Source organism: Pseudomonas sp. CLCA07, from assembly GCF_053615335.1.
On sequence record NZ_CM132131.1, the window covers coordinates 1,451,102 to 1,465,554 of the forward strand.

At 58.7% G+C, this 14,453-nt stretch carries 10 protein-coding genes; 3 read left to right on the forward strand and 7 right to left on the reverse strand.

Features of this window, described 5'->3' with window-relative positions; genetic code table 11:
* The first annotated feature begins 43 nt into the window (after positions 1 to 43).
* Positions 44 to 742, forward strand: a complete 699-nt coding sequence (gene aqpZ / locus ACWGZX_RS06655; protein ID WP_452627750.1) for an aquaporin Z — start codon at positions 44 to 46, stop codon at positions 740 to 742.
* 15 nt (positions 743 to 757) lie between these two features.
* Here aqpZ and ACWGZX_RS06660 read toward each other — a convergent pair whose 3' ends face one another.
* Positions 758 to 1,882: a GNAT family N-acetyltransferase gene (locus ACWGZX_RS06660; RefSeq protein ID WP_452627751.1), complete on the reverse strand. Its 1,125-nt coding sequence runs from the start codon at positions 1,880 to 1,882 to the stop codon at positions 758 to 760.
* Between the two features lie 304 nt (positions 1,883 to 2,186).
* On the opposite strand from ACWGZX_RS06660, the gene ACWGZX_RS06665 reads away from it, so the two are divergent.
* Positions 2,187 to 3,518 carry a putative porin gene (locus ACWGZX_RS06665; protein WP_452627752.1) on the forward strand — a complete coding sequence of 444 codons (1,332 nt, stop codon included), beginning with the start codon at positions 2,187 to 2,189 and terminating at the stop codon, positions 3,516 to 3,518.
* A 132-nt stretch (positions 3,519 to 3,650) separates the two neighbouring features.
* On the opposite strand, the gene ACWGZX_RS06670 is transcribed toward ACWGZX_RS06665, so the two are convergent.
* The 5 genes from ACWGZX_RS06670 to aceK all read right to left on the reverse strand — a co-directional run bounded on the left by ACWGZX_RS06670 (position 3,651) and on the right by aceK (position 11,791).
* Positions 3,651 to 3,887, reverse strand: a complete 237-nt coding sequence (locus ACWGZX_RS06670) for an anti-sigma factor family protein (RefSeq protein WP_452627753.1) — start codon at positions 3,885 to 3,887, stop codon at positions 3,651 to 3,653.
* The gene (locus ACWGZX_RS06675) at positions 3,881 to 4,495 is read right to left on the reverse strand and encodes an RNA polymerase sigma factor (protein WP_452627754.1); all 615 of its coding nucleotides are present in this window, start codon (positions 4,493 to 4,495) and stop codon (positions 3,881 to 3,883) included. The genes ACWGZX_RS06670 and ACWGZX_RS06675 overlap by 7 nt, the downstream gene beginning before the upstream one ends.
* 21 nt (positions 4,496 to 4,516) lie before the next feature.
* Positions 4,517 to 5,638, reverse strand: coding sequence for a beta-ketoacyl-ACP synthase III (locus tag ACWGZX_RS06680; RefSeq protein ID WP_452627755.1), 1,122 nt, complete (start codon positions 5,636 to 5,638; stop codon positions 4,517 to 4,519).
* A 332-nt stretch (positions 5,639 to 5,970) separates the two neighbouring features.
* Positions 5,971 to 9,882 (reverse strand): ATP-dependent RNA helicase HrpA, encoded by a 3,912-nt coding sequence (hrpA, locus tag ACWGZX_RS06685; RefSeq protein WP_452627756.1) that lies wholly within the window; start codon positions 9,880 to 9,882, stop codon positions 5,971 to 5,973.
* A 190-nt stretch (positions 9,883 to 10,072) separates the two neighbouring features.
* Complete coding sequence (gene aceK, locus ACWGZX_RS06690; protein WP_452627757.1) at positions 10,073 to 11,791, reverse strand: bifunctional isocitrate dehydrogenase kinase/phosphatase; 1,719 nt, start codon at positions 11,789 to 11,791, stop codon at positions 10,073 to 10,075.
* A 158-nt stretch (positions 11,792 to 11,949) separates the two neighbouring features.
* Between aceK and ACWGZX_RS06695 the strand changes: the two genes are divergently transcribed.
* Positions 11,950 to 12,855, forward strand: coding sequence for a DMT family transporter (locus ACWGZX_RS06695; RefSeq protein ID WP_452627758.1), 906 nt, complete (start codon positions 11,950 to 11,952; stop codon positions 12,853 to 12,855).
* A gap of 258 nt (positions 12,856 to 13,113) precedes the next feature.
* Here ACWGZX_RS06695 and flgE read toward each other — a convergent pair whose 3' ends face one another.
* Positions 13,114 to 14,442: a flagellar hook protein FlgE gene (flgE, locus tag ACWGZX_RS06700; RefSeq protein WP_452627759.1), complete on the reverse strand. Its 1,329-nt coding sequence runs from the start codon at positions 14,440 to 14,442 to the stop codon at positions 13,114 to 13,116.
* Positions 14,443 to 14,453 lie beyond the last annotated feature (11 nt).

A 14,453-nucleotide genomic window follows, 5' to 3' on the forward strand; every position in this document is an offset into this window, starting at 1 on the left:
TGCTGGATGCGATAGGCAGTAAAACCTCGAAAGGGCACACTCTATGTCTCTATTCAAACGTTCAGCGACAGAGTTGGTAGGTACGTTCTGGCTGGTGTTGGGGGGGTGTGGCAGTGCGGTGCTGGCCGCCGCTTTCCCGGATGTAGGAATCGGTTTACTGGGGGTGGCCCTGGCGTTTGGGTTGACGGTGCTGACCATGGCGTTTGCTATCGGCCATATCTCCGGTTGTCACCTCAACCCGGCAGTGTCGCTGGGGCTGGTGGTCGGCGGACGGTTCCCGGCCAAGGAGCTGCCGGCTTACATCATTGCTCAGGTGATTGGCGGGGTGATTGCAGCGGCTTTGCTGTACTTCATTGCCAGCGGCAAACCCGGTTTCGACCTGGCCGGCGGCCTGGCATCCAACGGCTATGGCGAACACTCCCCCGGCGGCTATTCCATGGTGGCAGGGTTTGTCTGTGAACTGGTGATGACGGCGATGTTCATCCTGATCATCCTCGGCGCCACCGACAAGCGCGCCCCGGCAGGACTTGCCCCCATCGCCATTGGCCTGGGGTTGACCCTGATCCACCTGATCTCGATCCCGGTCACCAATACCTCGGTCAACCCGGCGCGCAGCACCGGCCCGGCACTGATTGTCGGTGGTTGGGCCATTCAACAGCTGTGGATGTTCTGGGTCGCACCGCTGCTGGGTGCGGTGATCGGTGGCATAACCTATCGCTGGCTGGGCAAAGAAGACACTTAAAGCCTCGGACGAGGATCAGTCTTGCCGGTAAGGCAAGGCGGTCCTCGCCTCTTCTGCATACGCCAGCACCCCAACGCGCTCTTGCTGTAGGAAGTCTTTGACCGCCGCTTTCAGACCCGCGTGGCGAAGGTAATGCCAGGAATGGGTGATCACCGGTTCAAACCCGCGAATCAATTTGTGCTCGCCCTGGGCACCGGCGTCGAAACGTTGAAAGCCATTGGCAATCGCATAATCCATGCCCTGATAGAAACAGGTTTCAAAGTGCAGTCGATCAAACTCTGCCAGACAGCCCCAGTAACGGCCGTAAAAACTGTCGCCCCCCACCAGACTGAAGGCCATGGCCACCGGCCGTGAGCCTTGTTTGGCCAGCACCACACGAATCGATTCCGGCATGCGTTCGGCCAACAGGCTGAAAAATTCGCGGGTCAAATAAGGTCTTTGCCGCCGCACCGCGTAAGTATTGGCGTAGCACGCGTAGACAAAATCCCACTGCACCTGATCCAGCTGCCGACCTTCAAGCCATTCGAAATCAATGCCCTGCCCCGCGACTTGCTCACGCTCTTTGCGCATCTGCTTGCGTTTACGTGAACTCAGGACGTCGAGGAAGTCCTGAAAGTCCCGATAGCCGCGATTCTGCCAGTGATACTGACAGCCAATACGCTGCAACCAACCGGGCTGTTCGGCCAGTGCCGCGTCAGTGAACGGGTCGGTGAAGTTGATGTGAGCACTGGAAAGCTCCTCGATCTCAAGGTAGCCCGGCAGGCTTTTGAGTAGCTCGAAACCGTCTTCGACGCTGGCCGCCAGCAAGCGTGGCCCGCTGACGGGACTGAAGGGCACGGCGGTCAATAATTTGGGGTAATAGTCGATGCCGGCCCGCTCACAGGCATCCGCCCAGGCATGATCGAACACGTACTCGCCATAGGAATGCCACTTGCGGTAACTGGGCAGTGCGGCGATCAGTCGATCACCCTCGACGTGCAACAGATGCTCGGGTTGCCAGCCGGAATGCGGACCGACACTGCCGCTGTCTTCAAGGGCACTGAGAAAGGCATGGCGCAGAAATGGCTGACGCTCAGGTACGAGCGCATCCCAGGCATACGGTGCTATTGCCGATAGTTTTTCCAAACGTTGCAGCGGCATCAACTTCCTCTCCACTTCTTGCGTAAAAGCTTCGCGAGTATCGCTTAACGAAACCCAATCCACACGCACTCCACAGCCATTTCACACCCGCGTTTTTGCCATCAGGCCTCTGAAGAGCGTGTCCAGACAGACTTTTTATCGTCATCTGGACGCAATCACTTTGCCGCCGACTTGTAATAATTCATCGCAATACTTGCGCCTTCTTTTATAGCGCCTAGTTATATAAGGCGATTATTTACCGTCCATCAATGGTCGGTTGTGCCCTGGATGGCTCAGTCATCCACTCTCATCTTCGGAGATTGATATGCGTCTTGCTTCCACGAAAACTGCGGCCGCCCTGTTTGGCGGGCTAATGCTGGCCATGAGTGTTCCGGCCAGCGCCGCAGTCGACGCCAAACTGCTCGACATGCTCAAGGCCAACGGCTCGATTACTAACGCCCAATACAGCGAACTGCAAGCCGAGCTGAGCAAGGAACAGAAAGACCAGCAAATCGCTCGACAGGCTCAGCAAGAGACCAACGAGCAAATCGCAGCAACGGCGAAGAAAACCACTGAACTGAGTACCTTCGACCAGAAACTGGCATGGGCTGCCAAGACCCAATTCAAGGGTGACATGCGTTTCCGTCAGGAAACCATCCAGAACGATGACGCGCCTAACAACAAAGACAAGAACCGTCAGCGCATTCGTGCCCGCCTGGGTGCCTACAGCGAAATCAACCCGCAAGTCGACACCGGTATTCGTATTGCCACCGGCAACAACGACGACGCTCGTTCCACCAATCAGGACTTGGACAACTACTTTGACAAGAAGCAGATTTGGCTGGACCTGGGTTACATCGACTACCACCCCGACGCCATCAAGAACCTGCACCTCGTTGGCGGCAAGATGCCGCAGCAATGGGTGAGCATGGGCGACGTCATCTGGGATAGCGACGTCAACCCGGAAGGCCTGGCAGTGACTTACAAGTACCCGCTGAGCGGCAGCACCGAGCTGTTCGGTAGCGCCGGTCACTACACCCTCAAGGACAACGTCGACGGCGAAGGCGTGCAATTCAAAAACGATCTGCGTCTGTACGCAGGCCAATTGGGTGGGCGCTTCGCTATCACTGACAACCTGAAAATGACCCTGGGCGGCAGTCTCTACGCCTACGATAACGATGAAGACAGCGCTTGCCCTACCTCCGGCACCACCACTGCACCGTGTGCACTGGCCGTCAATGGCAACAGCCCGGGCGAAGAATTCAACCTGTACGAAGGTTTCGGTCAGCTGGACATTGGCGGTCTGCCAATGCCGTTGTCGCTATACGGTCAGTACGTCAATAACACCGAAGCCAGCAATGATCAGGACACTGCCTGGTTGGCCGGCGTCAAGACCAAGTTCTACGGCGTTGCAGTGGACTACAACTACCGTGATGTACAGAGTAACTCGGTGGTCGGCGCCTTCACCGACTCCGACTTCGCCTACGGTTACACCGGTTCGCGCGGCAGCAAGTTGAAAGTGAGCTACGAGCTGGACAAGAACTTCACCCTCGGCGCCACGTACTTCTTGGCTAACTCTGACCAAATCAACGCCAGCACCAACAAGAAAGATTCGGACATCAACACCCTGCAACTGGATGCTGAAGCGAAGTTCTGATTTACCCCGCTATATGACTCGGGCAAGGAAGCCCGGTTGCTTTTACAGTCTGGCGTGGATGGATTGATCCCCATCATCCGTTCGATACATCCACGCAAGGCTGTTTCTTGATCCCCGCAATGAATCCCTCTGCTACGGAATGTCCTTGCGACGTTCGGCAGTGAGACGTTCGGCCAGCGCATCGGCGTCCGGCACCGCTTCTTCGGGCATGGCGCGCAATGTCGCCTGCATCAGCCGCATCTGACGAATGAAGCGCCGGCAATTAGGGCAGAACATCAGGTGATGACGCACCATCAGCCGCTCACGAAAACTCAACTGACCGTCAAGATAATCGCTGGAGCGTGCCACTTGTTCCTTGCAGGTCAACATTCCCCGGTCTCCTCAAAATGCTCCACCGTCGCAAACACCTTCAACCGCGCCCTGTGCAGCAGCACGCGAACATTGGAGAGCGAGATTTCCAGAAGATTACAGATTTCTTCCAGCTCCAGCCCCTGACGCTCGCGCAATAACAACACGCTGCTTTGCAGTTCCGACAGACTGAGCAGCGTGCGTTCCAGGCATTCACGCAGCTCGTTTTCGGTCAGCAGCGCTTCCGGGGTGTCCTGGTGCCAGGCAAACGGCGCCACCAGCCAATGACCATCGCCCGGCGAGAAACGATCGTCATCGATGGTGCCGTGGGGCGACGGAAGGTCATCAAGCAAAACCTCGCGACGGTTTTGCTTGTAGCGACCTTTGGCCGAGTTGGCGGTAATGGTCAGCAACCAGGTCTTGAGACTCGAACGCCCCTCGAATCCTTTGAGATTGCGCACGACCGACAACCAGGCGTCCTGCACCACTTCGTCGGCATGCCGGTTGCCGACAATCGCATAGGCCACCGCACGCATCGCACTCTGGTAAGTGCTGACCAATTCCTTATAAGCCTTCTGCTCGCCCGCCAACAGACGGTCGAGCAATCGGGTGTCGTCAGCGACAGCCATGTATACCTCTCATCCGTGAGCTCAACGCTTGCGCAGAATCACGCTACCAATCGAATAACCGGCGCCAAACGAACTGAGCACGGCCAGCGAACCGCCGGCCAGATCATCCTGATTCTTGTGAAACGCAATCACCGAACCGGCGGAGCTGGTGTTGGCGTAGGTGTCGAGAATCACCGGTGCTTCTTCTTCGGTGGCCTCGCGACCCAGCAGTTTCTTGACGATCAGGTGGTTCATGCTGAGGTTGGCCTGGTGCAGCCAGAAGCGCTTCACGTCGCTGATGTTCAGCGCGTTCTCTTCCAGATGCGTCGCGATCAGTTCGGCAACCATAGGGCATACGTCGCGGAACACCTTGCGGCCTTCCTGCACGAACAGTTTGTCCTTGGCACCGATGCCCTCTTCCGCCGTGCGGTTGAGGAAGCCGAAGTTGTTGCGGATGTTGTTGGAGAACTTGGTCAGCAGCTTGGTGCTGACGATGTCGAACTGGTACTTGGACGTCGCCAGGTCAGCACGTTCGATGATCACGGCCGTGGCAGCGTCGCCGAAGATGAAGTGGCTGTCGCGGTCGCGGAAGTTCAGGTGACCGGTGCAGACTTCCGGGTTGACCATCAGGATGGCCCGGGCCTGGCCCAGTTGCACGCTGTTGGTGGCCGCTTGAATGCCGAAGGTTGCGGAGGAGCAGGCAACGTTCATGTCGAAACCGAAACCCTGGATGCCCAGCGCTTCCTGGACTTCGATGGCGATGGCCGGGTAGGCGCGTTGCAGGTTGGAGCAGGCGACGATCACGCCGTCGATGTCTGCGGCAGTCTTGCCGGCGCGCTGCAAGGCTTGTTCGGCGGCGCCGATAGCCATTTGGCAGAGTACCGACCATTCGTCGTTCGAACGTTCCGGCAGGCGTGGCGCCATGCGTTGCGGGTCGAGAATGCCGTCCTTGTCCATGACAAAGCGGCTTTTGATACCGGAGGCTTTCTCGATAAACGCCGCGTTGGATTCGATCAACGCTTCGACTTCGCCACGGGCGATGGCCTCGGCGTTGTCGGCGTTGAATTGAGCAACGTAGGCGTTGAAAGACTGCACCAGCTCTTCGTTGGAGATGCTATTGGCCGGGGTGTACAGGCCAGTGCCGCTGATGACGACGTTATGCATGGTTGTTTCTCTAATCTGTTCAGGCAGAAAGCATTGGCACCGACGTACCAACACACAAGGGGTCTGTTCCCGTCATGGGAAGCCAACCAGGCATCGCTTTATTCCGATCCGCCCGAACCTTGAAGGGCTCAAAACCGCGGAACCGGCGTTTATAGGCGCGAAGTTTGCCATAAACATTGGGGTTTGGCGCCTTTTGCTGGATAAAGCACCTGCCTGACACAACACCCTACCTGTAGGAGCGGGCTTGCCCGCGAAGAGGCCGTCAGCTTCAGCATCAATGCTGACTGATACACCGCCTTCGCTGGCAAGCCAGCTCCTACAAGGGGGCCGTGTTACGGCTCGACCTGGGTCCACTGTTTGTTCAGGCGCTTGTCGGAGATCGGCACCTTGGTCCCCAATTGCTGGGCAAACAGCGAAACCCGGTATTCCTCCAGCCACCAGCGATAGAGTTCCAGCTGCGGATCACGCTTGCCTTCCTGGGCGTGTTTACTGGCGCGGGCCTGGTATTGGGTCCAGAGGCCGGACAATTCGCCGCTCCACACTCGATCCCGTTGCACCTGAGCACCGATTTTCTCGAAACGCTGCTCGACCGCTTTCAGGTAACGCGGCAATTCCTTAAGCCACACCATCGGCGTTTCACGGACAAAACCGGGATAAACCAGGTGACTGAGCTGCTGCTTGATGTCGTTCAGGGCCACGGCTTGCGCCAGGTCGATCTTGCCCTTGAAGCGTTTTTGCAGACCATGCCAGAGCTTGAGGATTTCCAGCGTCAGCTTCGCCAGACGCTCGGCGTGGTCAGTCCAGCCACCGCGCTTGCGCTCGGCCAACGCCGCCAACCCGGCGCCATCGCGCGGCAACGGTTCTTCACCCTCGAGAATGCAACTGTCGAGACTGGCCAGCAGAATATCTTCCACCAGACTGTCGATACGCCCCATATCGCGGTACATCAGGCCCAGTTCCGTGAGCCCCGGCAACTTGCTGCGCAGGAACTTCGCCGGTTCAGCCAGTTGTTGCATCAACAAACGTTGCAAGGCGCGGCGATGCTGGAACTCGGCTTCAGCCGGCGTCGAGAAACGCCCTTCCTTGACCGTGCCACCTTCTTCCACCAGCGCCGGGTAGACCGTCATCGACAGCCCGGCGATCTTCTGCTGGGTTTTCTCGGCAACCGCGGCAAAGACTTTCGCTTCTACGGGCTGCTGGCTTTTCGCGGATTGCGGTACAGCCAACGCCGCCTGACTCGCTTCAGCAAAACGCGCGGTCAGTTCGGCCAGATCACGCCCTTCGCCAAGGAACTTGCCCTGGCCGTCGACGATTTCCAGGTTCATGCGCAAATGGCTGTCGACCTGCTGCGACGCCTCGGCCCACGCTTCATCGCTGACCCGCGCGCCGGTCATGCGCAGCAATTCGCGGCCCAGCGCCTGAGGCAACGAACCTTCGGCGAACGTCATGCGCTGCAACGCCGCTTTGACGAAGTCCGGCACCGGCACAAAATTCTTGCGCAATGCCTTGGGCAGGTTGCGCACCAGCGCGATGCACTTGGCTTCGATCACACCGGGCACCAGCCATTCCAGCCGTTCCGGTGGCAGCATCGGCAGCAACGGTGCCGGTACGCGTAAGGTCACACCGTCGCGTGGATGATTGGGTTCGAAGTGATAACTCAGCGCCAGTTCCAGATCGCCGATGTGCAAGGTGTCCGGGTAATGCAGGGCAGTGACTTCGCTGGCCTCGCGGGCCAGCACGTCTTCTTCGCGCATGATCAGCAGCTGTGGGTCTTTCTGGCTGTTGACCCGATACCAGCTGTCGAAGGTAGCGGTCTGGTGGATCTCCGCCGGCAACCGTGCATCGTAGAAGGCGAACAGGGTTTCTTCGTCGGCCAGAATGTCGCGACGGCGGGCCTTGGCTTCCAGTTCGTCGAGTTGTTCCAGCAGTTGCGCGTTGGCCGTCAGGCATTTGGCCTTGGATTGAATTTCGCCACGCACCAGGCCTTCACGAATGAAAAACTCACGGGACACCACCGGGTCAATCGGCCCGTAATGCACCGGCCGGCGGCCGACCACGATCAGCCCGAACAAGGTGATCTGCTCGAAGGCCACGACCTGACCGCGCTTCTTCTCCCAATGCGGTTCGAAGTGGTTTTTCTTGATCAAGTGCCCGGCCAGCGGCTCGATCCAGTCGGCGTCGATCTTGGCGACCATACGCGCATAGAGTTTGGTGGTTTCCACCAGTTCAGCAGTCATCAGCCATTGCGGGCGTTTTTTACCCAGCCCGGATGACGGGTGAATCCAGAAACGCCGCTGACGGGCGCCCAGGTAATCACCTTCATCGGTTTTCTGACCAATCTGACTGAGCAAGCCCGAAAGCACGGCTTTGTGCAGTTTCGGGTAATCCGCCGGCTCTTTGTTGATGCTCAGCTGCATGTCGCGGCAGATCAGGCTCAACTGGCGGTGCGAATCGCGCCATTCGCGCAGACGCAGGTAATTCAGGAAGTTCTTGCGGCACCAGTTACGCAACGGGCTCGCCGTCAGCGCCTGACGCTGTTCTTCAAAACCACGCCACAAATTGACCAGCCCGGCGAAGTCGGAGTCCACGTCTTTCCACTGCGCGTGGGCCTGATCCGCCGCTTGCTGACGCTCCGGCGGACGTTCGCGCGGGTCTTGAATCGACATGGCGCTGGCGACGATCAGCACTTCCTGCAAACTGCCGAGTTTCGCCGCTTCCAGCAGCATGCGGCCCATGCGCGGGTCCACCGGCAAACGCGCAAGATTGCGCCCCAACGGGGTCAGCTGACTGTTGCGATCCACCGCCGAGAGCTCTTGCAACAGGTTGAAACCGTCGCTGATGGCCTTGCCGTCCGGCGGTTCGATAAACGGGAAATCGGTGATCTCGCCGAGGCGCAGGTGCAGCATCTGCAAGATGACGGCAGCAAGGTTGGTCCGCAGAATCTCCGGGTCGGTAAATTCCGGACGGCCAATGAAATCGTCTTCACCGTAGAGGCGGATGCAGATGCCTGGCTCGACCCGACCGCAACGACCTTTACGCTGGTTGGCGCTGGCCTGGGAAATCGCTTCGATGGGCAGGCGCTGGACCTTGGCGCGATAGCTGTAACGGCTGATGCGCGCAGTGCCGCTGTCGATCACGTAACGAATGCCCGGCACCGTCAGCGAGGTTTCCGCGACGTTGGTCGCCAGGACCACACGACGGCCTGGGTGCGACTGGAAAATCCGCTGCTGCTCGGCCGGCGACAGGCGTGCGTACAACGGCAGGATTTCAGTGTGCTTGAGTTGGGCCTTGCGCAGCATGTCGGCCGCGTCACGAATCTCGCGCTCGCCGGGCAGGAACACCAGCACATCACCGGGGCTCTTGCGCTCGCTGCGTTCGAATGCGGCTATTTCGTCTAGGGTGGCGAGGATTGCCTGGTCCACGGTCAAGTCATCCTCGACGCGGTTGCCCTCTTCGTCCTGCTCCAGGGTCAGCGGGCGATACCAGGTTTCTACCGGGAAGGTGCGGCCGGAGACTTCGACAATCGGCGCGTCATCGAAATGTTTGGAGAAGCGCTCCAGGTCGATGGTTGCCGAGGTGATGATGACTTTCAGGTCAGGGCGACGCGGCAGCAGGGTTTTCAGGTAACCGAGCAGGAAGTCGATGTTCAGGCTGCGTTCGTGGGCTTCGTCGACGATGATCGTGTCATAGCGTTCGAGGTAGCGGTCGTTCTGGGTTTCCGCCAGCAGGATGCCGTCGGTCATCAATTTGATCAGGGTGTTGGAATCGCTCTGATCCTCGAATCGCACCTGATAACCGACCAGTGCGCCCAGCGGCGTCGCCAGTTCTTCGGCAACGCGGCTGGCCACGCTGCGCGCAGCAATACGACGTGGTTGGGTGTGGCCGATCAGACCATGCTGGCCGCGACCGATTTCCAGGCAGATCTTCGGCAACTGGGTGGTTTTACCCGAGCCGGTTTCGCCGGCGATGATCAGCACCTGATGCTTGAGCAGCGCTTCCTTGATTTCGTCGCGCTTGGCGGCAATCGGCAAACTGTCGTCGTACCGAATCACCGGCAGGCTGGCCCGCCGCGCCAACACCTGATCACAGGACGCCTGCATCCGCGTCACCCACAGGGCCAGCTTGGCCTCGTCAGGTTTCTTGCGCAGCTCAAGCAACTGCCGCCGCAGCCGGTGGCGGTCGGCAAGCATGGCGTGATCGAGGTTTTTCAGCAGTTTGTCGATGGAGGGCGATTCGTCGGTCATCGGGTACGCAATTCAGTCGTCTAGTGGCGCAGGGCGGCGATTGTCGCAGATTTGGAGGTACAAATGAGCGCTGCGATTTTTCGAACGGCCACTGTTCCCTGTAGGAGCCCGGCTTGCCGGCGATTGCGATCTTACGGACGCCATCGCCGGCAAGCCGGGCTCCTACAGGTTTGTGGTCGCCCAAACGAGGTTATTCGTTATCGAGGCCCTTGCGCCGATACGGGAACACGTCGATCACTTTGCCGGCGCGAATCGCTTCCTGAAGGCTTTTCCAGTAATCGGCGTTGTACAACTCACCATGCAACTTATCAAACAGCCGCCGCTGCCCCGAATCGGCAAATAGAAACGGCGGAAACTCTTCAGGAAACACATCCAGCGGCCCAATCGAATACCAGGGCTCCGACGCCATCTCGTCTTCCGGCGTGCGCGGCTGCGGGATGTGCCGGAAGTTGGCCTCGGTCAGGAAGCAAATCTCGTCATAGTCATAAAACACCACGCGACCGTGGCGGGTGACGCCGAAGTTTTTCAGCAACATGTCGCCGGGAAAGATGTTCGCCGCCGCCAATTGCTTGATCGCCAGGCCGTAATCTTCCAGTGCCTCATGCACCTGCGCCTCATTGGCGTTTTCCAGGTACAGGTTCAACGGCGTCATCCTCCGTTCGGTCCAGCAGTGGCGGATCAGCACGGTATCGCCTTCCACCGACACGGTAGACGCGGCCACTTCGAGCAATTCCTCCAGGCACGCCGGGTCGAATTTGCTCAACGGGAAACGGAAATCGGCGAACTCCTGGGTGTCGGCCATGCGCCCGACGCGGTCGACGCTTTTTACCAAACGGTATTTCTCGATCACTGTGGCGCGGTCGACGTTTTTCGACGGCGAGAAGCGGTCCTTGATGATTTTGAACACGGTGTTGAAACCCGGCAGGGTAAACACGCTCATGACCATGCCGCGCACACCGGGGGCCATGATGAACTGGTCGTCGGTGTTGGCCAGGTGATTAATCAACGCCCGGTAGAACTCGGACTTGCCGTGTTTGTAGAAACCGATCGAGGTGTACAGCTCGGCGATGTGCTTGCCCGGCAGAATACGCTTGAGGAAACCAATGAACTCCGCCGGCACCGGCACGTCGACCATGAAGTACGAACGGGTGAACGAGAAGATAATCGACACGTCCGCTTCATCGGTAATCAGCGCATCGATCTGAATCCCGCGACCTTCGCGGTGCAGCAGCGGAATCACCAACGGCCACTGTTCGTCGTGGGTGTAAATGCGCCCAACCAGATACGCCCCTTTATTGCGATAAAGCACCGAGGAAAACAGTTCGACGCTCAACTGCGGGTCTTTGCACACCCAGTCCGGCAGGTTCTCGCGCAGTTGCGCTTCGAGGCGGCTCAAGTCACCGGCCAGGTCGGCGTAATCCTCGCTGAAGCGGTAGTCGGCAAATATGCTCGCGAGCATGCCGGACAATTGACCCTGAGGTTTGTAGGTGCGGGTTTGTGCAGCGCGGGCCCGGCGCAGGCTCGGGCGGGTGGTGTGGATGAACATGCAGCCGTCGCTGATCAGGTCATGGCTGAACAAACCGCAGAAAATCGAGTTGTACCAGGTCTCGGAGAGTTCATCGTCGAAGCGCAGGTCGATCAACGTGATGTACGCGCTTTTGACCAGCGGCCAGCAGCTGACATCCAGCGTGTCGGCGTCAAACGCGATGCGCAGCCGTTCCACCGTTTCGCTGACTTTCTCTTCATAGAGATTGATCCGCGCAGCCGACGCGACTTGCGTTTCCTGCCATTGGGCCTGCTCGAAACGGGCCCGTGCGCCGTCGGTGATCTGACGGAAATGCTCGCGGTAATCGTCAAAGCCATCGAGGATCATTCGGGCGATATCGGCGGCTGGCCATTGCTGCGGCATGGGTGAGACCTCTGCGGGAATTCGTGAGCCCTGAGCTTAGCCAGTGAACCGGGTGCAGGAGAAGCGTAATTTTTCGCTCGGATTATTTGCCCGTTTTTCGGTTGCCATCGATCTGGCGCTCAGCAACACTCTCGTCCCCATCAAGGAAGGAGAGCACCGTGAACCCCGTCGATATCGTCCGTTTACTGTCACTGGCGGCCATTTGGGGTGCGAGCTTTCTGTTCATGCGCATCATCGCCCCAGTGATTGGCACAATCCCCACTGCGTTTTTCCGCGTGTCGATTGCCGCTGCCGGCTTGTTGGTGATTCTCGGGTTGATGCGCATCAGCTGGGATTTCAAAGGCAAACTCAAGACCGTGATGCTACTCGGGGTAATCAACTCCGGAATTCCGGCGACGCTCTATTCCGTGGCCGCCCAGGTGCTGCCGGCCGGGTACTCGGCCATTTTCAACGCCACCACACCGCTGATGGGCGTGCTGATCGGCGGGTTGTTCTTTCATGAACGACTCACCGCCGCCAAGCTCGGCGGAGTATTCCTCGGATTGTTCGGTGTTGGCGTGCTGACTCGCGCGGGCCCGGTCGCGTTCGACATGCAATTGCTGATGGGCGCCCTCGCCTGCCTGCTCGCCACCACCTGTTATGGCTTTGCCGGTTTCCTCGCCCGCCGCTGGCTGGATCAGGCCGGCGGACTCGACAGCCGTTTGTCTGCGGTAGGCAGCATGCTGGGGGCGACGCTGTTTCTGTTGCCGCTGTTCGGGTACAGCGTGATCAGCCAACCTCCAGCGAGCTGGGGTGGCTGGAATGTCTGGTTGTCGTTGCTTGGGTTGGGTCTGGTGTGTACCGCGCTTGCGTACATCATTTACTTCCGTTTGCTCAGCTCGGTCGGGCCGGTGAAGTCGATGACCACGACCTTCCTGATCCCGCCGTTCGGGGTATTGTGGGGAGCATTGTTGCTGGATGAGCCGTTGTCCATGGCGCATATCTATGGCGGGGTATTGATTGCAGCGGCGTTGTGGTTGGTGTTGAAGCCTTCGGTGAAAGTGGCTGAGGTGGCTGCCAGGTAGTTTTGTGGTGCTGACGATGACGCCATCGCGGGCAAGCCTTGCTCCTGCAGAGTTTATGTCTGCCGCGTTTGTTGGACACGGCACCAATCTTGTAGGAGCAAGGCTTGCCCGCGATGGCGTCAGCTCGAACAACTACAAAGCTGAGAGCCGGCTCGCGATGAGGCCAATACAGACAGCCAGGATGTCAGGACCCGAGACAAATCCCGCCCATAAAAAAACCCCTCTTTCGAGGGGTTCTTTAAGTAGCGCTATCAGGCATCAAGCCATCTGAATGATGGTCTGCATGATGGTGCTTTCGGTGGAGATAGTCTTGGCGTTCGCCTGGTAGTTGCTCTGCGCCTTGATCAAATCAACCAGTTCGTTGGTCAGGTTGACGTTGGACTCTTCCAGCGAGTTGGACACGATTGAACCCAGCGTACCGGTTTTCGGTGCATCGACGCCGGCCACGCCCGAGGAGTAGGTTTCTTTCCAGCGGGTACCACCGATTGGCTGCAAGCCTTGTTCGTTGGCGAAGCTGGCCACGGCTACCTGGCCGACGGCCTTGGTTTGCCCGTTGCTGAAATTGGCGGTCATGACACCGCTTTCGTCGATGGTCAGACTGGAAATCTGGCCAGTGGCGTAGCCGTCCTGGTACTGCGCAGTACGTGCGGTTGGCGAAGCGTACGAAGTGGTTTTGGTCATGTCGAACGCAACACCGCCAGCAGCGGCGTCCGAACCGTTCAGGGCCCAGGTTGGCGGGTTGGTGTCAGCGTCAACCACCACGCCCGGCTTCCAGCCTGTCATGGTCAGCGTGGTACCGGTCAGCGTCCATCCCGTGGCTGGAGGTGGAGGGGTCGTCAGCGTATTGATGCTGCCATCCGGATTGAAGGTGATGTCCGCTATCATCGGCTCCGGTGGGTTTGCCGTCGGGTCGCTTGGGCTACGGCCGTCCATGTAGGTGTAAACAGTCCAGGAGTTGCTCCCCGGATTTTTTACGTAGTACTGGTCCATCGAGTGCTTGTTACCCTGTGTGTCGTACACAGGGGTGGAAATGGTTTTGTTGTAGCTGTTGGTGTCTTTGACGTTGAACGGCGTCACGGTTGGCAGTGCGTCCGAGGAGTTCAGGTTCATCGTCTGATCGACACGAGTGGTCGCCTGCGGCGTCAGGTTCGATGTATCGATTTTCAAGTCGGTCAACACGCCGTTGATGATCTTGCCGTTGGCGTCTACGCCATAACCCTGCAAGCGGTTGCCGTTGTTATCGACTACATAACTTTCGGCGTCAGTCTTGAACGTGCCGGCACGGGTGTAGCTCATCGAACCGTTGTCGCTGAGGATGAAGAAGCCGTTGCCCTGAATACCCATGTCCAACACGTTGCCGGTGTTGCTCACGTCGCCCTGGCTGAACTGCTGGGAAACGTTGGCCAGGCGCACGCCGTTGCCGATGGTCTTGCTGCCGGTGCCCAGGCGGGTGGCCGAGTACACGTCTTCGAACTCTGCACGGGAGGATTTGAAACCGGTGGTCGCGACGTTGGCGATGTTGTTGCCGGTTACGTCCAGTTGTTTGTTGGCGGCATAGAGACCGCTAAGGCCGATATTGAAAGACATATTCCACTCCT

What these genes read in the sequence shown, in the direction of transcription:
- aceK (WP_452627757.1), bottom strand. Translation starts at nt 11,791, where the DNA reads ATGCCGCAGCAATGGCCAGCCGCCGATATCGCCCGAATGATCCTCGAT.
- ACWGZX_RS06665 (WP_452627752.1), top strand. Translation starts at nt 2,187, where the DNA reads ATGCGTCTTGCTTCCACGAAAACTGCGGCCGCCCTGTTTGGCGGGCTA.
- ACWGZX_RS06660 (WP_452627751.1), bottom strand. Translation starts at nt 1,882, where the DNA reads ATGCCGCTGCAACGTTTGGAAAAACTATCGGCAATAGCACCGTATGCC.
- ACWGZX_RS06670 (WP_452627753.1), bottom strand. Translation starts at nt 3,887, where the DNA reads ATGTTGACCTGCAAGGAACAAGTGGCACGCTCCAGCGATTATCTTGAC.
- aqpZ (WP_452627750.1), top strand. Translation starts at nt 44, where the DNA reads ATGTCTCTATTCAAACGTTCAGCGACAGAGTTGGTAGGTACGTTCTGG.
- ACWGZX_RS06680 (WP_452627755.1), bottom strand. Translation starts at nt 5,638, where the DNA reads ATGCATAACGTCGTCATCAGCGGCACTGGCCTGTACACCCCGGCCAAT.
- hrpA (WP_452627756.1), bottom strand. Translation starts at nt 9,882, where the DNA reads ATGACCGACGAATCGCCCTCCATCGACAAACTGCTGAAAAACCTCGAT.
- ACWGZX_RS06675 (WP_452627754.1), bottom strand. Translation starts at nt 4,495, where the DNA reads ATGGCTGTCGCTGACGACACCCGATTGCTCGACCGTCTGTTGGCGGGC.
- flgE (WP_452627759.1), bottom strand. Translation starts at nt 14,442, where the DNA reads ATGTCTTTCAATATCGGCCTTAGCGGTCTCTATGCCGCCAACAAACAA.